At 64.7% G+C, this 16,662-nt stretch carries 16 protein-coding genes; 7 read left to right on the plus strand and 9 right to left on the minus strand.

The window, feature by feature from the left end:
- Positions 1 to 199 precede the first annotated feature (199 nt).
- The 6 genes from AB5Y89_RS08025 (at position 200) to AB5Y89_RS08050 (ending at position 5,459) form a co-directional block, all read left to right on the plus strand.
- Positions 200 to 1,153: a LysR family transcriptional regulator gene (locus AB5Y89_RS08025; RefSeq protein WP_109112806.1), complete on the plus strand. Its 954-nt coding sequence runs from the start codon at positions 200 to 202 to the stop codon at positions 1,151 to 1,153.
- A 128-nt stretch (positions 1,154 to 1,281) separates the two neighbouring features.
- Entirely contained in the window at positions 1,282 to 1,893 is a 612-nt protein-coding gene (locus AB5Y89_RS08030; RefSeq protein WP_039041052.1) for a LysE family translocator, read from the plus strand.
- Positions 1,894 to 2,071: 178 nt separating this feature from the next.
- The gene (locus tag AB5Y89_RS08035) at positions 2,072 to 3,934 is read left to right on the plus strand and encodes a U32 family peptidase (RefSeq protein ID WP_368223410.1); all 1,863 of its coding nucleotides are present in this window, start codon (positions 2,072 to 2,074) and stop codon (positions 3,932 to 3,934) included.
- A 117-nt stretch (positions 3,935 to 4,051) separates the two neighbouring features.
- Entirely contained in the window at positions 4,052 to 4,381 is a 330-nt protein-coding gene (locus tag AB5Y89_RS08040) for a DHCW motif cupin fold protein (RefSeq protein WP_039041054.1), read from the plus strand.
- 43 nt (positions 4,382 to 4,424) lie between these two features.
- Positions 4,425 to 4,682, plus strand: coding sequence for a DUF1272 domain-containing protein (locus tag AB5Y89_RS08045; RefSeq protein ID WP_010673281.1), 258 nt, complete (start codon positions 4,425 to 4,427; stop codon positions 4,680 to 4,682).
- Between the two features lie 111 nt (positions 4,683 to 4,793).
- On the plus strand, positions 4,794 to 5,459 hold the full coding sequence (locus AB5Y89_RS08050; protein WP_368223413.1) for a class I SAM-dependent methyltransferase: 666 nt from the start codon (positions 4,794 to 4,796) through the stop codon (positions 5,457 to 5,459).
- Between the two features lie 22 nt (positions 5,460 to 5,481).
- Here AB5Y89_RS08050 and AB5Y89_RS08055 read toward each other — a convergent pair whose 3' ends face one another.
- From AB5Y89_RS08055 to AB5Y89_RS08080, 6 genes are all read right to left on the minus strand, one after another.
- Positions 5,482 to 5,958: a methylated-DNA--[protein]-cysteine S-methyltransferase gene (locus tag AB5Y89_RS08055; protein ID WP_202042100.1), complete on the minus strand. Its 477-nt coding sequence runs from the start codon at positions 5,956 to 5,958 to the stop codon at positions 5,482 to 5,484.
- On the minus strand, positions 5,955 to 7,463 hold the full coding sequence (locus AB5Y89_RS08060; RefSeq protein ID WP_368223415.1) for an AlkA N-terminal domain-containing protein: 1,509 nt from the start codon (positions 7,461 to 7,463) through the stop codon (positions 5,955 to 5,957). The genes AB5Y89_RS08055 and AB5Y89_RS08060 overlap by 4 nt, the downstream gene beginning before the upstream one ends.
- A gap of 261 nt (positions 7,464 to 7,724) precedes the next feature.
- Complete coding sequence (locus AB5Y89_RS08065) at positions 7,725 to 9,203, minus strand: carboxypeptidase M32 (RefSeq protein WP_368223417.1); 1,479 nt, start codon at positions 9,201 to 9,203, stop codon at positions 7,725 to 7,727.
- Positions 9,204 to 9,309: 106 nt separating this feature from the next.
- On the minus strand, positions 9,310 to 9,891 hold the full coding sequence (gene smrA / locus AB5Y89_RS08070) for a DNA endonuclease SmrA (protein ID WP_368223419.1): 582 nt from the start codon (positions 9,889 to 9,891) through the stop codon (positions 9,310 to 9,312).
- A gap of 115 nt (positions 9,892 to 10,006) precedes the next feature.
- Positions 10,007 to 10,156 carry a DUF3149 domain-containing protein gene (locus AB5Y89_RS08075; protein WP_010673287.1) on the minus strand — a complete coding sequence of 50 codons (150 nt, stop codon included), beginning with the start codon at positions 10,154 to 10,156 and terminating at the stop codon, positions 10,007 to 10,009.
- Between the two features lie 155 nt (positions 10,157 to 10,311).
- Positions 10,312 to 11,199 (minus strand): TraB/GumN family protein, encoded by an 888-nt coding sequence (locus tag AB5Y89_RS08080; protein WP_368223422.1) that lies wholly within the window; start codon positions 11,197 to 11,199, stop codon positions 10,312 to 10,314.
- A gap of 70 nt (positions 11,200 to 11,269) precedes the next feature.
- On the opposite strand from AB5Y89_RS08080, the gene AB5Y89_RS08085 reads away from it, so the two are divergent.
- Positions 11,270 to 11,602, plus strand: coding sequence for a DUF1904 family protein (locus AB5Y89_RS08085; RefSeq protein ID WP_010673289.1), 333 nt, complete (start codon positions 11,270 to 11,272; stop codon positions 11,600 to 11,602).
- A gap of 59 nt (positions 11,603 to 11,661) precedes the next feature.
- Here the strand turns inward: AB5Y89_RS08085 and AB5Y89_RS08090 are convergent, their stop codons facing one another.
- The 3 genes from AB5Y89_RS08090 to AB5Y89_RS08100 all read right to left on the minus strand — a co-directional run bounded on the left by AB5Y89_RS08090 (position 11,662) and on the right by AB5Y89_RS08100 (position 16,626).
- Positions 11,662 to 12,492 carry an SDR family oxidoreductase gene (locus AB5Y89_RS08090; protein ID WP_368223424.1) on the minus strand — a complete coding sequence of 277 codons (831 nt, stop codon included), beginning with the start codon at positions 12,490 to 12,492 and terminating at the stop codon, positions 11,662 to 11,664.
- Between the two features lie 114 nt (positions 12,493 to 12,606).
- Positions 12,607 to 14,007, minus strand: coding sequence for an OprD family outer membrane porin (locus AB5Y89_RS08095; RefSeq protein WP_010673291.1), 1,401 nt, complete (start codon positions 14,005 to 14,007; stop codon positions 12,607 to 12,609).
- Between the two features lie 681 nt (positions 14,008 to 14,688).
- Entirely contained in the window at positions 14,689 to 16,626 is a 1,938-nt protein-coding gene (locus AB5Y89_RS08100) for a methyl-accepting chemotaxis protein (RefSeq protein WP_368223427.1), read from the minus strand.
- Positions 16,627 to 16,662 lie beyond the last annotated feature (36 nt).

Raw genomic sequence — 16,662 nt, forward strand, 5'->3', positions numbered from 1 at the left:
TTGTCGTCGCTTGTCGTGATGGCCGCCCTGGGGCGGAAAGTGGCGAAATTATGCCGCACGGGGCGTTCACTGTCATCCTGCGGTCCCCCCAGTGTAAGGGGAGTGGCGGGAGCAAGACCGTGATTTTGCTTAAATTTCCGCTTCTCCTTGCCGTAAGATGAAGGCCCGATCCCGGCGACCCCTTCCCGAGGTGACTCCTGTGCACAAAGCGAATCTCAATCTCTTGCCCACCCTCAAGGTGCTGCTGGAGACCCGCAACATCAGCCGGGCGGCGGAGCTGCTGAACCTGAGCCAGCCCTCCATCAGCAAGCAGCTCGGCCAGCTTCGCAGCGAGTTTGGTGACGAGCTGCTGGTGCGGGAAGGGCAGCGCTGGCTGCTGACCCCGCGGGCCGAGGCCCTGGCGGCCCAGCTTGCCGATTCCCTCGGTGCCCTGGAGCGGCTCTACGAGGCGCCGGAATTTGCACCCGAGCGCTGCGAGCGGGTGTTTCGGCTCGCCTCCTCCGACTACGTGGCCCAGCACATCCTGCCGGACATCTGTGCGGCCCTGGCGAGGGCCGCCCCCCGGGCGGCGCTGGAGTACAGCCTGTGGGACAAGCGCCAGTTGCCCCAGCTCTGGCAATCGGAGCTGGACATGGTCTCCACCATCACGGAGCTGGTGCCGGACCAGATCCGCGGCCTGCATCAGGGGGAGGACAGGCTGGTGGTGCTGATGGGGCGCCATCACCCGCTCTCTGGCATGGCGCCCAGTCTGGAGGATTACCTTGCCTGGCCTCACCTGCAGGTGAGCGGGGGCGGGGACAAGGACAGCCCGGTGGAGCAGGTGCTGGCCCCCCGCGGGCTCTCCCGCCGCTGGTTTGCCCGGGTGCCCTTCTTCCAGGCGGCGGTGGAGGTGCTGCTGCGCACAGACTGTCTGATGACCACCCCGGCCCATATCGCCTGGCAGCTCTCCCGGGAACATGCCCTGAGTTTTTGCGATCTCCCCTTCGCCACCCGGGTCCAGCAGTATCATCTGCTGTGGCACCAGCGCCACCACCTGGATCCGGCTCACCGCTGGTTTCGCGAGCTGGCCTATCCCTTCCTGCGGGATCACCTGCAATTCACCCTGGGGGAGAGTCGCAAGCAGTTGGCCCGAGGGCCGCAGGTGAGCCGCTGATGGCAGCGGGTTGTGCCACTCTATAGCCACTGGCTATGGACTCTATTCATAACTTTCACTTCTGGCATAGCGAGCCACCCCCTACCCTGATCCCGGGTGACAACAATCGACACGAAGGAAGAGAAGGTATGGAGCTGACGAGTTGGCTGGCGCTGGCCGCCATTTGCGTGATGGGGGCCATCAGCCCGGGGCCGAGCCTGGCACTGATCATCCGCAATACGGTACAGGGAGGGCAGGGCCACGGGGTTGCCACGGCGCTGGGACACGGCCTGGGAGTTGGCATCTATGCGCTGATCACGGCCCTCGGCCTCGCCATCCTGATCACCCAGACCCCGCTGCTGTTCGATCTCATCCGCTACGGCGGCGCGGCGTTTCTCGCCTGGCTCGGGATCAAGGCGTTGCTGGCCAGGCCCGCTGGGGGGGAGGCAGGCAAGGAAGAGGGGCACCCGCCACGGGGACGTCAAGGGGCGTTCGAGGGCTTTATGGTGGCCTTCTTGAACCCCCAGCTCGCCATCTTCTTTATCGCCCTGTTCAGCCAGTTCGTGCATGCCGACACCGGCTGGCGTGAGGGGGGCATCATGATGCTGACCGCAGGCGGCATCGATGCGCTCTGGTATGTGCTGGTGGCCCTGGTGCTCTCTCGCGGGCCCGTACTCGCCTGGCTCAAGGCCAAATCCACCGTGATCGACAAGGTGAGCGGCCTGGTGCTGCTGGGGCTGGCCCTCAAGGTCGTGATCTAGCTCCGCGTCGGGTGCCAGCGTAGTCGGCACTCTCTCAGGGCCGGGGGATGAGGGGGCCGCCAGATGTCCTTGTACCGGGTCAATCCTGCATTCTGCGGTGATCTTAAGCGGGATCAAGGCGGGGGGCGGGGAGTCTGGCTAGAGTGGCGGCCATTTGCAGCCCTTCGAACCGGACGTTATGCGCGATCAGAACCATCACAACCGCCTGGAGTTGCTGGCCCCGGCCAAGAACCTCGCCTATGGCATCGAGGCCATCAACCACGGCGCCGATGCCGTCTACATGGGGGGCCCCGCCTTCGGTGCCCGCAGCGCAGCGGGCAACAGCCTCGAGGACATCGAGGCGCTGGCGCGCCATGCCCACCGCTTCGGCGCCCAGGTCTTCGTCGCCTTCAATACCCTGCTGCACGACCACGAGCTGGAGCAGGCCCGGCGCCTGACCCACCAGATCTACCAGGCGGGCGCCGATGCGCTGATCGTGCAGGACATGGGGCTGCTGGCGCTCGATTTACCCCCCATCGCGCTGCACGCCAGCACCCAGACCGACAACCGCACCCCGGAAAAGGTGACGTTTCTGCAGGACGTGGGCTTCTCCCAGGTGGTGCTGGCCCGCGAGCTCTCCCTTGCGCAGATCCGCGAGATAAGCGCCGCTACGAGCGTGCAGCTGGAGTTCTTCATCCACGGTGCCCTGTGCGTCTCCTACAGCGGCCAGTGCAACATCAGCCACGCCCGCACCGGGCGCAGCGCGAACCGCGGCGAGTGCGCCCAGCTCTGTCGACTGCCCTGTTCCCTGCAAACGCCGGCGGGGGAGGTGCTGGTGGAAAACAGCCACCTGCTCTCCTTGAAAGACATGGATCAGACCGACAACCTGGAGGCGCTGATCGCCGCAGGGATCCGCTCCTTCAAGATTGAAGGGCGCCTCAAGGGGCTCGACTACGTCAAGAACGTCACCGCCTGGTATCGCCAGAAGCTGGACACCATCCTGGAGCGCCGCCCCGACCTGGTGGCCGCTTCCGCCGGTCGTTGCAGCTACACCTTTACGCCGGATCCCAAGAAGAGTTTCAACCGGGGCAGCACCGACTACTTCCTCCATGGCCGACAGCCAGGCATCGACTCGCCGCGCAGCCCGAAATACGTCGGGGAGCCGCTCGGGCGCGTCACCAGCGTGACCCGCGATGGCATAGAGATCGACGGCCAGGCCGTTGCCCTCAACAACGGCGATGGCCTCGGCTTCTTCAAGCCGGGGGGCGAGCTGGTGGGGATGCGCCTCAATAAAGTGGAAGAGAAGGCACAGAGCAAGCGGTTACTCCTGTCGGAACCCATGCCCGGTCTCAAGGTGGGCACCGAGATCTTTCGCAACCACGATCAGGCCTTCAGCAAGCAGCTCGAAAAGGGGAGCGCGGATCGCCGCATCCGGGTCGATATGCGGCTATCGGAGTGCGACGAGGGACTGCGGCTCACGCTTACCGACGAGCAGGGCATTGGCGCCGCCGTTACGCTCCCCTGCGACCAGCAGCCGGCGGACAACCCGGAACGGGCGCTGCAACAGGCCAGGGATCAGCTCGGCAAACTCGGCAACACCCTGTTTGTGGCTCGCCAGATTGAGTTGGCATTCACTCGCCCGCTGTTTATTGCGGCTTCACAGCTTAACGGATTGCGCCGGGACGGCATTGCCGCCCTGGAGGCGGCCCGTCTGGCTGCCTACCGGCGACCCGAGCGGCGCATTCCCCTGCGAGGCGCCGTTTATCCCCAGCATCGGCTCTCCTACCTCGGCAACGTGCTGAACAGCGCGGCGGAGCAGTTCTTTCGCGAACACGGGGTGGGGAGCATCGCCCCCGCGTATGAGGCGAACAAGGAGGAGCGGGAAGTGGTGCTGATGACAACGAAGCACTGCATCCGATACAGCCAGCAGCTCTGCCCCAAGGAGGTGCCCGGTCTCAAGGCCGAGCCCCTGGAGCTCAAGATGGGCAAGGAGAGTTTCCGCCTGCGCTTTGACTGCCATCGCTGCGAGATGCAGGTGATGGGCAGCCTGAAGAGGGGATGATTACCCGTGTGGGCATGGGGCTGGAGCGGATTTGATGGCAGTATGGGGCGCGGCCTTGTCACGGATATCCCGTGGTGAGGCACCTTCCCCCAGCCTTCTTCTGACAAAGGATCCGTCATGAACATCCATGCACTGCCGTTTTGCACCACGAACTGGGCCGAGGTCCCGCCGACCGAACACAAGGGAGAACGCGGCGTCGCCCGCTGGCACACCCGGCAGTTCGGGGATCTGCGGGTGCGAATGGTGGAGTACTCCCCCGGGTATCTGGCGGATCACTGGTGCAGCAAGGGCCATGTGCTGCTCTGCCTCGAAGGGGAGCTGCACACCGAGTTGCAGGATGGCCGCGTCTTCACCCTGACGCCGGGCATGAGCTACCAGGTGGCGGACAACGCCGAACCCCATCGCTCCTATACCGAACTGGGCGCTCGCCTCTTTATCGTCGACTGAGCCGCTCTCTTTCCCGCTTCCCCTTGTACATCAGGAACTTGCCATGCTTGAACTCAGACCCAACTGCGAGTGCTGTGACCGGGATCTGCCCGCCGACACGGCGACGGCCTACATCTGCTCCTTCGAGTGCACCTTCTGCGCCGAGTGCAACGATCAGTATCTGCACCTGACCTGCCCCAACTGTGGCGGCGAGCTGGTCAGGCGCCCGCGCCGCCCGGCGGCCAAGCTGGTGAACAATCCCGCCTCCCTCCAGCGCGTCTTCAATCCGGCTCTGAAAGCGGCGCTGGGCAAGGGGGGCTAGGGCCCTCCCTTCATGGGAAGGGCTGGGCTGGCAACTGGCTCGTCCCTGTGGCTCTTGACCTTCTCCCGGCGGCAGCCCCTATCAAGGGGGCTCACACCAAAGGAGCAAAAGATGACGGAGCGATTCGAAGGAGAAGGGGCGAAGGCCTATGACAGCCGCATCCCCCTGCTGGTGCCAGGCTACGAGCTGCTGCACCAGCTTTGTGCCTCCCGGCTGATGGCCGCGTTGGGCCAGCAGGCTAGGGTGCTGCTGGTAGGGGTGGGCACGGGCAGCGAGCTGCTGCTGCTTGGCCGTCTCTGCCCCCGCTGGACCTTTGTGGCCCAGGATATCTCGGCGGACATGCTGGCCCATGCCAGGATGCGGGCCGAGCAGGTGGGCATGGGGGAGAGGGTGTGCTGGCACCTGGGCGCATTGCCTGTGGTGGATAAGCCTTGCGATGGTGCACTCTGTCTGCTGGTTCTGCATTTTCTGGCGCAAGATGCCAAAGCCGCGCTATTGGGTGATATTTATCGCCAGCTCAATCCTGGCGCTCCCCTGCTGCTGGCGGATCTGATGGCGCCCACGGACCCGCTTGAGCGCAAGGCGATGGGGTTGCAAGCCGCCCTCGCCGGTTTGCCGCTTCCTGCCTGCGAGCAGATGGTGCGCCGCCTCGGGGAGGATTTCACCTCCCTGGACGAGGGACAGACCCGCCGCCTCTTGCAAGGGGCCGGTTTCGCGGCGGCGCACCGCTTCTTTCAGGCGCTGGGGTTTCACGGCTGGCTGGCGCAGCGGCAGTGAGCCCTGGCCGGGCTGCGCCGGATCAACGAGAGGCCCTCTCCAGCGTCAGCAGTGCCTGCTTGATGGGCAGGCCTCCCGCATAGCCGGTGAGGCTGCCATTCTGGCCAATCACCCGGTGGCAGGGGATGATGATGGAGAGCGGATTGCGACCGTTCGCGGCACCCACCGCCCGCACCGCGTTTGGCTTGCCGATGGCGCGGGCGATGTCGCCGTAGCTGCGGGTCTCCCCGTAGGGGATGTCGCACAGCGCCTGCCACACCGCTTGCTGAAACGCCGTGCCCCTGGGGGCGAGCGGCAGGGTGAAGCGCTGCAACCTGCCCGCGAAGTAGTCCCGAAACTCGGCGAGGAAGGGGGCGAGCGCCTCGCCGTCCTGTAGCCAGTCCTGCATGTCGGGGAGCGGCCGCAGTCCGGCCAGGAAGTCCACATGGACCAGACCGCGTTCGTCGATGGCGACCAGCAGTTCGCCCTGGTCGGTGGGCATCATGTCATAGCGGATCATGGGCTCTTCTCCTCGTCTTGTGTCTGTGTTGGCCGGGTGAGCAGCGCCGGTTGTTCACTCATGGCGTGCCACAGCCAGCTCGCGGCATAGGCGCGCCACGGCTGCCAGGGGGCGCTGCGCGCTGTCACCTCTTTCACCGGCAGCTTGTCACCGCCCCCCAGCGCCTTTTGCAGCACGAGATCCGAGGTGGGGAAGGCATCCGTATCGAGCCCGCAGCGCAGCCGCCAGTAAGCGACCGTCCAGGGACCTATGCCCGGCAGCGCGAGCAGTTGCTCGTCGCTTGCCGTGGCGAGGGTGAGTGCGCCGCTTGCTAGCGCCGAGGCGAGCCCTTGCAGGGTGCGGATGCGGCTGCCCGGCATGCCGATGCCGTCGAGATCCAGCTCGCACAGCTGGGTCGGGGTGGGCAGCTGCGCGGTGCCGAACTGCGCCAGGGTGCGCGCCACCAGGCGCCCCATGATGGTGATGGCACCCTTGACCGACACCTGCTGGCCGACGATGGCGCGCAGCATCACCTCGTATTCATCCCACCCCCCCGGCAGCCGCACCCCGGGCCATCGTCCCTGGATGCCGGCGAGCAGCGGATCCTGCCCCAGGTGTTCGCCGATGCGGCTCATGTCGGCGTCGAGATCCCACATGCGGCGCACGCGGTACAGGATGTCCGGCAGCGCACCCGGCGGCAGATCCCGCACCGTGAGTCTGAGCCTCTCCCCCTCGACGGGCTCGATGCGGATGAGCCCCTCCTGCTCGCCGACCCGGTGACGGCGCTCGTAACCGTGCTCATCCACCCGCTCCAGCCCCGGAATGGCGCGCAACCGGTAGAACGCGAGCATGGCCTGGACGTCGAACGGCGGGCGATACAGCAGGTGCAGTTGCAGGCTCGATTGCGGCGCCGCCTCGCCAGTCCCCCCTTCCTGCTTGCGCAGGGCGCCCGGTGTCATGCCATACGCCTGCAGCCAGGCGTCGTTGAAGCGGCGAATGCTTGCAAAGCCTGCGGCAAACGCCACGTCCGTGATGGGCAGGCGCGTCTCCGTCAGCAGCCGTTTCGCAAGCAGCAGGCGGCGCGTCTTCTCCACCTGTTTCGGCGAGGCGCCGAGGTGTTGCTCGAACTGGCGCCTCAGGGTGCGCTCCGTGATCCCGGCCTGCGTTGCAAGGGAGCCCAGGCTGTGCTCCGCCAGCTCGCCGCGCTCGATGCGCGCCAGCACCTGGGCGACGAGCGGTGGCAGATCGCCGCTCTGGGCCGGTGCGAGCTCGGGGCGACAGCGCAGGCAGGGGCGCAGCCCGTGCTGCTCTGCCGCCGCCGCGAAGCGAAAATAGCGCACATTGTGCTCGTGCGGTGCCCGCGCCGGACACACGGGGCGGCAATAGATGCCGGTGGAGAGCACCCCGGTGAAGAAGCGGCCATCGAAACGCGCGTCTCGCGCGAGGCGTGCGGCGTGGCACTGCTCCCGGGTGAGACCCGGGATGATCTCGTCCCGTTGGGATGAATGCGGGGGCGCTGTGGTCATGGCATGGCTCGGGTTGCTGTGGGCATGTCCCAGAGACTAAGCGGGGGCGAGAGGGGTGACTAGCCAAAAACGGACAGGAATAGCAAAAATAGTGCGATCCGAGGAATCCCAGTCCTCCCTTTGTAAGGTTAGGGGGGCAGGACCCCACCCTAACCCTCCCCTTCGTAAGGGGAGGGGACAAACAGCTCCCCTCTGTGAACGGGGGCGGGGTTAGCTCCTCCCCCTTGTGAAGGGGGAGGCTGGGAGGGGGTTCAACCTCGCTTATTTCAGATAGCGCTGTTCGAGGTGTTTGCGCAGCCACTGGGGATTGAGCGCCTCACCGGTCGCGCGGCGAATGAGCTCGTCCGTGCCGTGCAGGCTGCCCTGGGACCAGATATGGCGACCGAGCCAGCCGAAGATCTCCGGCAGGCGGCCGGACTCTACGAGCGTGCCCATGTCGCCGAGCTCACGCTCGAGTGCAAAACGCAGCTGCGCCGCGTACATGGCGCCGAGCGTGTAGCTCGGGAAGTAGCCAAACGAGCCGTCCGTCCAGTGGATGTCCTGCATGCAGCCGTTCTGGTAATTGCCCTTCGTGGACAAGCCGAGCCACTGCTGCATCTTCGCGTCCCACAGCTCGGGGATGTCCGCGACCTCGATGCGCCCTTCCATCAGGTCCCGCTCCAGCTCGTAGCGCAGGATGACGTGGGCAGGGTAGGTGACTTCGTCCGCATCGACGCGGATAAAGCCGGGCTCGACCCTGTTGTACAGCTTCTCGAGGTTCGCCGGTGCGAGCGCGGCCTGCTCGCCGAAGTGTGCGCGGATGCGCGGTGCAATCTGTGCAAGGAACGCGGGGTGATGGCCGAGCTGCATCTCGCAGAACAGGCTCTGGCTCTCGTGAATGCCCATGGAACGCGCCTCGGCCACCGGCTGGCCGAGCAGTGCGCGCGGCAGCCCCTGCTCGTAGCGTGCGTGGCCCGTCTCGTGGACGATGCCCATCAGGCTGGAGACGAACTCCTGCTCGTTGTAGCGCGTGGTGATGCGCACGTCCGTCGGCACGCCGCCGCAGAACGGGTGGCTGCTCACGTCTAGCCTGCCGTGCGCAAAATCAAAGCCGAGCAGTCCCATCACCTCCTGACCGAGCGCCTGCTGCGTTGTGATCGGGAAGGGGCCTTGCGGGGTGAGGATGGTCTCGATTTTCTGCCGCTCGCTCACGGTCTGGATGAGGCCGGGCAGCCAGCTCGTCAGATCGCCGAAGATCTGATCCAGCCTCGCGCTCGTCATGCCGGGCTCGTACAGCGCCAGCATGGCATCATAGGGGCGCACCCCGAGCGCGTCGGCGCGCAGGCGAGCCACCTCCCGCGACAGGCGCACCACCTCCTCGAGGTTCGGGGCAAAACCTGCCCAGTCGTTCTCCTTGCGCTGGCGACGCCAGGCGTGCTCGCATTTGCTGCCGGCGAGCGACAGCGCCTCCACCAGCGCCCCCGGCAGCAGGCTTGCATCCTGCCACTGGCGCTTGATCTCCCGCAGGTTCGCACGCTGGTGCTCGTCCAGCGGTTCGCTCTCTGCCTTGGCTATCCACTCCCCAAGCTCGGGGGCGGTGCGCTTGCCGTGGATCAGCACGCCGAGCTCCGCCATCGCCTCGGCGCGGGCCTCGTTGCCTCCCTCCGGCATCATGGCGGCCTGATCCCAGCCGCAGATGGCGGAGAGGTGGGAGAGGCGGTGCAGTTGTTGCTGATGTTGTTCGAGTTTCTGGTATGACATGGGATTGTCCTTGTTATCGTCCCTGATGGTATGCACCCCGTACCTGGCATGATCGGGGCCGCCCGATGCTAGCACTGCCATCCACCCTGGTGCCACCCTCAGGCAGTCAGCCGAGGCGCTTCTGGTGCCGTTCGCGGTTTTCCGCCTTCTTGCGCTCGCTCTTGCGCAGCAATACGTAGAGCGCACCGCTGCCGCCGTGGCGGCGCTCGGCGCTGTGCATGGCCATCACCGAAGGCAGTTGTGGCAGCCAGGCGCTGACATGGCTCTTGAGCAGGGCACGCGAGGTGCTGCGCTCCCCCTTGCCGTGCAGGATCAGCAGGCAGCGGATATCCCGCACTTCGCATTCGGCAATGAACTGCACCAGGGCGATACGGGCCTCGTTGAGCGTCTTGTGGTGCAGGTCGAGGGAGCCTTGCAGCTCGTACTTGCCAAGGCGCAGCTTCTTGTAGACCCCCTCCTGCACGCCGTCACGCTTGAAGCCGACGATGGCGTGGGGGTCCAGCATCTCGACTGCTTCCGTGCCGAGGTGATCCAGGGTGAGTTGTTCGGCGGTGGCGGCTTCCCGGCGCGCGAGTTGCGCCTCGGTGGGCTGGCTGTTGCCCGCAACGGGGGCGATATGGTCGCTGCGAAGGGGCCGCACGTCGGCCACTTCCTGCAGGAACAGTGAGAGTTCGTCGTTATGAGACACGGCAGGCTCCCCGCATGAAAATGAGGGAGCCAGTATAGCGGGCCTTGGTGGGCCTTAGAATGGCAACGCTCGCGGGCCCCGGCCCTGCCGGGGAGGGCGGTCTGAGCGAGCCTGGTTATTGCCCCTCTTTGGGCGGCTCTGCGTGCATCACCTTGTAGATGAAATAGACCGCATAGGCGCTGATGAGCAGGAAGGTGCCGAAAATCACCAGCATGGACATCAGCCCCACGCTGTTGCCGAACATCAGGTTCATCCAGAATTCCATCTCGTTCACTCCTGTCACTGGGCGGTGACAGGTATGATAGATACCTCTTCAGGAGGGAGGGGATGATCTCGATCAACTCCCTCTCTGGTTATTTAATCGGCAGCAAATTCTGTGAGCCGACGCGCATCCGGCGCGTCAGGTCGCCGGACTGGACGCTATTTTGCTTTCTCTAGGGTCGGTTCGGTGAGGGGCGTGATGCGCCAGCCCTGCTGCTCCAGCAGGGCGAGCAGCCCATGCTCGCCGTAAAGATGCAGGGCCCCTACCACGATAAAGCTCTCGTTCGGCAGGCTGGGCCACTTCTTGACCCAGTTGCGGTTGCGCTCTGCCAGCAGGGTCTGTTCCAGCCAGGCTTGCAGCTTGGGCGGCGCCATCTCCTCCCTGAGCAGATTGATGAGGGTGTCCTGATCCCCGTTCTGCCAGGCGGTCATCACGGCGTCGAACCCCTGCTGGATGTCGGGCAGCTCGTCCAGGGTGCTCTCCAGCATCAGGGTCTGGTTGTCGCCGACGCTCGCGAGATAGCCGAGCTGCTCCAGCAGGGTCTCCAGCCCGACGATGGGCTTGCCGCCGTCGTTCGCCCGCTTGGCGAAGTGCTGGTCGACACCGTATTCACCGCGATAGCCGGTGCGCTCCAGGGCCGCCTGGGTCAGGGTAATGGCCGCAAACCAGGGACGCAGCGGGGCCAGCATGCTCTCGTTCAGACCATTCTGGCCCGCAGCGATGAGGGTGCGACGGTAGAGGTCGATGGGCAGGTGATCCTTGAGGGTCTTGCCGTCGACGAGCCGGGTGATGGCGCCCATCTCCTGCCACTGCTCCTGGCTGATGTGGGTCATGTCCACCTCCATCACCAGGGCGCGGCTCTGCTGCCAGGCGCGCTCCACCAGGTCCGGCAGGGGATAGAGAGAGGGTTTGCCCGCGTGGATGGACCCCAGCAGCCAGTGCTGTTCGTTGCCCTTGTTGATGCGGTAAAAGGCCGGATCGGCCATGGCATGGAGCGGCAGCAGCAGGCAGAGCAGGAAGGAGAGCAGCGTGGGATGGAATCTCATGAGGCACCTTATGTGAGCGGGATGAGTGCTCTATGATAAGTCCTCATTTGTCACAGCCAAGAGGTTTCCCATGCCCCACCTTCGTTTTCGGGCAGTTTCTGTCGACACCCTGCAGCGGATAAGCGCCCCCCTGATGACGGATCTCTGCGCCCTGACCGGTGGCAAGCCGGAGTTCGTCACCCTGGAGTGCGTGCCGAGCCAGTGGGTACGAGATGGCCAGCCCGAAGCCGGTTTCCCCTTCGTGGAGCTGGTCTGGTTCGAGCGACCGCAGGAGATGCAGGATGCCGCCGCCGCCCTCATCACCCGCCACCTGAAAGGGGTGCTGGGGGAGCAGACCTATGTGGTGGTGCAGGTGCTGCCCATCGTCAAGAGTCACTACTACAGCAACGGCCAGCACTATTGAGCAGGCATCGTTGCTAAGACAGGTGCATGTCAAGAGGAAGCCCGCCGAGGGCCCCTTTATCAGGCTGATTTGATCAGCAGCTTGTCAAGCCAGCGGCTTGGCAGCAGGCGGCGCAGCACGGTAAACAATTTGGTCGGGAAGGTGACCGGGTAGCGGTGCCTGGGACGCTTGCTCGTGAGCGCATGCAGTAACGGCGGGATGCAGGCCTCGCTTGGCAGGGTAAAGCCCCGGGCACCCCCTTCACGCTCCAGCCTGGCCAGTGTCTGGGCATAGGCGTCCTGGTGGCGGCTGGTGGCGGGGTCTATGTGGCGCAGGAAGGCCTCCCGGGCATTGGCGCGAAACCGGGTGTCGATGGGGCCGGGTTCGATCAGGCTGATGTGCACGCCGCTGCCCGCGAGTTCCAGGCGCAGGGTGTCGGTATAGCCTTCCAGCGCGAACTTGCTGGCGTTGTAGGCGCCACGATACTTCATGGCCACCAGGCCAAGCACCGAGCTGTTCTGCACGATGCGCCCCTCGCCTGCCGCCAGCATGGGGGGCAATACCTGGCGAATGAGGTGATGCCAGCCAAAGAGGTTGGTCTCGAACTGCTCGCGCAGCGCCTGGGTGGGCAGATCTTCCAGCGCACCGGGCTGGCCGTAGGCGCCGTTGTTGAAGAGGCCGTAGAGGTGCCCTTCTGCCAGGGCCAGCGCCTCTGCCGCCCCTCGCTCTATGCTGGCGCTGTCCGCCAGATCCAGTTGCACCGCCAACAGACCCTGCTGCTGCAGCAGGGCCACATCCTCGGCCTTGCGGGCGGAAGCGATGACGGTGAAGCCCCGGGCGCCGAGCTTTCTTGCGGCGGCGAGGCCGATGCCGCTGGAGCAGCCGGTGACGAGCACGAAGGGATGGGGCATGAGCATGGTCCTGATTGACGGCCGGCAGGTGGCCCGAAGCTGGCATGGTAGCGTGGTGCCACCAAAAACAAAACCGGGCCAGAGGCCCGGTTTTCGGTCACGTCAGATGCCTGATTACATGATGGTGAACGGCATGATGATGTGGAACTTGACGTCATGCTCGGAGCTGAACATGTTCGGGTAGTACCAGCTGCCCTTGTCGTCCTGTTCGTTGTTGTAGTCGGTGTAGTGCAGCTTGAACAGGGTGCCCTTCAGCTTGCCGTCCTGCACTGTGTACATGACGTCGAAGTTGGCTGCCCACTCTTTGCCGCCTTCCAGGGACTTGTCGCCGTTGTTGGCATCCCAGCCGTAGGCACCGGAGACACCCACGCCCCAGCCCGGTGCACCCACCAGATCATCCAGGGAACGAGTCACGCCGAAGAACAGGGCTTTCTCGTCGTTGTGGTTCCAGTCGGAGCGGGAATCCCACCAGATTTCGTTCGCGCCCTGGGAGTTGCCGTAGCCGCGGGTCAGACGGGGCAGGTAGTTGCCCAGATCCCCTTCAGCCTTGGTCCACAGTCCTTCCAGACGGAAGCCATAGGGGCCGGCTGCCCAGCTGGCGGTCAGGGCTTGTTGCCAGGCCAGGCCGTCATAGTCGCTGTTCTCGGTGTCGGAACCGTAGAACTGGTAGCTGGTGTTCAGGCCACCCAGTACGTCGAACTTGTGGGCCAGCTTGAAGTGGTAGCTGTCCATGTAGCCTTCGGACTGACCGAAGCCGGCGGTGACGGCAGTGCCGTTCTCGAAGGTGTAGCGAGCGGCCAGACCGTGGATGTAGTCGATCTTGTTCGCATCGGTGAAGGGATCGCTGGCATAGGGGCTGCTCTTGGAGAAGCCGGTGGTGTTCTTGAACCAGGGAGCTTTGTACTCGTCGGCGATGGCGTAGGTCAGGTAGAGGCCGCCGAAGGTGCCTTCGATCTGGCCACCACGGTAGGTACCGGGTTGATAGGACCAGTTGACGCCGAGGATGCCGGGTACATAGAGCTGGGTGTAACCACCCTTGGCGGTGACGGCGTCACCGAACTTGAATTTCAGGGCGGCGTTGGAGAGGCTGAAGCCGTTCTCGGGAACGCCGTCACCACCTGAACCCCACTTGTCGCCCCAGAAGGAGAACTCGTTCTCTTCGTTGACGCCATTGCTCTCGTCAACGGCCAGATCGTAGGCACCGAAGCCGCCCACGTCGACGCCGACCACACCCCATGCATAGCCGGAGTTGAAGTTCAGGGCTGCCTGGGTAGTGGCATGGCTCAGGTTGGAGTGGTATTTGCCATCCTGACCCGGACCGGCCTGGACGCGATCACGCTCACGCTGGAAGTAGAACAGGCCACCGGTGAGCTTGCCTTCGTCGATGAAGGCGCTGTAGGACTTGCCGTATTCCGGGCTCATCATGTCTTGAGCGGCGAACGCCATGCCGGGTGCGACCAGTGCCGCGACCACGGCAGCACTCAACGCGGCGCGCTTGAAGATCACTTTTTCCATTTGTTATTGCTCCTGATTTTATGGACTTAGCTTTTTTATCCGGCAGCCGGGTAGGCACCCGCCGCTCGGTATTGGCATTGCAATCAACACCCCGAAGGGCAAAAAAATGGTTCTCTGTCGTGCCCTTGTGCCTGATGCCTTGGCGCATCGGTCGGGGCTATCTGCATCGTTACAGTCGTTATTTTTTGGCTGTCGATCCTTGGCGATCTGACATCACCAAGAGTACGTTCGCGGTGCGAAATATCAATGTAAAGTTCCCGGCAAGTTTCAAAAATATGACCGAGTGCAAATAATCATGATTCTTGGTGTGGGCACTCCCAGGCCACTCATGTCGGCAATGACAGCGCTTTCATGGTGATTTCACCGTTCTCCTGCGCAGATCTTGCCATCAAGGCAGAACTTTCTTTGTTAACCCGGTGGCAACATATAATTTTGTATCACAAAAAAAGATGGAGCCGGCCGGATGCTCACTGTCGTGAGCGTGAGCCGTCGCCCCGACAGACAGGGGGACCAGAGATGTGAAAGGGGTGAGGGAGTCTGTGACAGAATGGATGAGGCAACCCGTCATCGCCCGTGAAGACGTGACGGGAGCATCAAGAGAAGGGTTGCGGCAAGGCCGGGCCGCGGGGAGATTGACAGGGAGCGCGCCCCGGGTCTGGTGCGAACCAGGCCCGGGGGTTATCAGGTCTGGCTCAGGATACGGGGGATCTGCTGGGCCTGGTGGTGGATATGCTCCGAGACCTGTACCGAGAGGCGGCTGCCCTGGCGGGCGTGCTGGCTGATGCGACCGATGAGGGCGGCGAAGCTCGCCAGCCTGTGCTCCTGACTCTTGGCATTGTCGGCCCCTTGCAGGGCGATGACGGCGGTGCTGCGCGCCATCTCCCGCACCGTCAGAGTGGTCTTGCGCAGCTGCTCCGCCTGCTGGCGCTGCTCGGCGGCCTCTGCGGTGATGCGGGCCAGCACGGTGGCGAGCTGATCCCCCGCCTGGGTGAGGCTGGCCAGGATCTCGGTGATCTGGCCGAGGGAGCGCTGGGTGTCGGCGGAGAGGTGGCGCACCTCGTCGGCTACCACCGCGAAGCCGCGTCCCTGCTCCCCGGCCCTGGCCGCCTCGATGGCGGCGTTGAGGGCCAGCAGGTTGGTCTGCTGGGAGATGTGGCCGATGACGTCGACGATGGCGGTCACGTCCTCCACCGAGCGGGTCAGCTGGGCCAGGGCGCCGCTGCTCTCGTCGATGGCGAGCCCGGTCTGGGCGGTAGCCGTCAGCATGCCCCCGACCAGCCGCTCGCTCTGGCTCATGGAGTGTTCATTGTGCTGGGCGTGCTGGGCGATTTCGGCGGCGACCTGGTGCACCTCGCTGGCGAGCTGGTTGAGCTCCTGCATCATGGTGTCGCTCTCATCCACCGCCTGCTCCGTGGTGCGGGTGCTGTGATGGATCTCCTGCACCTGGTTGACCATCCCTTGCAGACTTTGCGACACCGCCGATAGCTGGCCCTCTTTCTGCTGCTGATCCTGTTGCAGGCGCTGTATCAGGCGGTTGTAGCTCGCGACGATGTCCGCCAGCTCGTTGCGCTCGCGCCCCGGGGTCAGCAGCTGGGCCTGACCCGTGGCGTCGAGCTGCAGGAAGGCTGCCCGCAGTTGCAGCAGGGGCCTGACCAGCCAGCGACGCTGCACCAGGGCGAACAGCAGGGCCACCACGACCAGGCAGAGCGCCAGCACGCCGAGCACGGTGGCCAGCTCCCGGTTCATGGTCTGACGGGCGGCGGCGAGTTGTTCACCCAATTGCTCCCCCGCTTGCAGCAGCTGGGTGATGTCCTGCTGCACCATCTGACGAGCGGCCTGCTGCTGCTGCAGCGCCTTGCGGCTGTTTTCCAGCTCCTGGGGATAGCGCTTGAGCAGGGAGGTCAGCTCGGCTTTGGGCTGATCCCCGAGCTCCTTGCGTATCGGCTCTCCCAGGGTGAATTCGTCGGCCGGTGCCTCCTCGAAAAGCTCCATGCTCGGCAGGGCGGCCAGGAAGTCGGCCTGCTTTTGCAGGGCAGCCAGTTCGAATTGCAGCCCTTCGAAACGCTTGGCACTCGCCTGCTCCATGTAGTTCTGGCGCTGGTGGGCGAGGGAGGGGAGGGCGGTCAGGATGTCGGCCGCCCCCTGGCGATACTGCTCGGCAAGGGCAGGATCCCGCCCGGCGGTTGCCCCCTGCTGGCCGTAACGGAGCAATGCTTTGGCCTGGGTGGTCAACTCGTTCTCGGCATTTTGCAGCAACCACTGGCTGTTGCCAGAGAGCTTGCCCGCCGCCAGATAGTCGCCGTCAATGCGGGTTTTCATCTGCTCAAGCCGGGCGTTTAGCGGCTGGGTCTGGGGATCCTCCAGGCGGGACAGCAGCGCCAGCGCCTGCTGGCGTACCCCCTGTGCCTGGGCCAGCAGCAGGGGATCCCCGCTGCCGAGATAGTCGCGAAGCGCCCCCTGCAGCGGACCGCTCAGTTGCTGTTGCAGGCGCTCCTGCAAACGCTGGTCCTGGGCCGAGTGGTTGAATTGTTGCCAGCCATGATAGAGCGCGGTGGCCTGAACACCGGCCACCAGCAGCAAGACGAGGGAAGAGAGGGAGGCAAAATGGGCAATTTTCACATCAGATTCCTGCTTGAATCACGCAATGGGCGCGAG

The sequence above is a fragment of the Aeromonas sp. s4 genome, from assembly GCF_040907855.1.
Taxonomy (GTDB): Bacteria; Pseudomonadota; Gammaproteobacteria; order Enterobacterales; family Aeromonadaceae; genus Aeromonas; species Aeromonas caviae.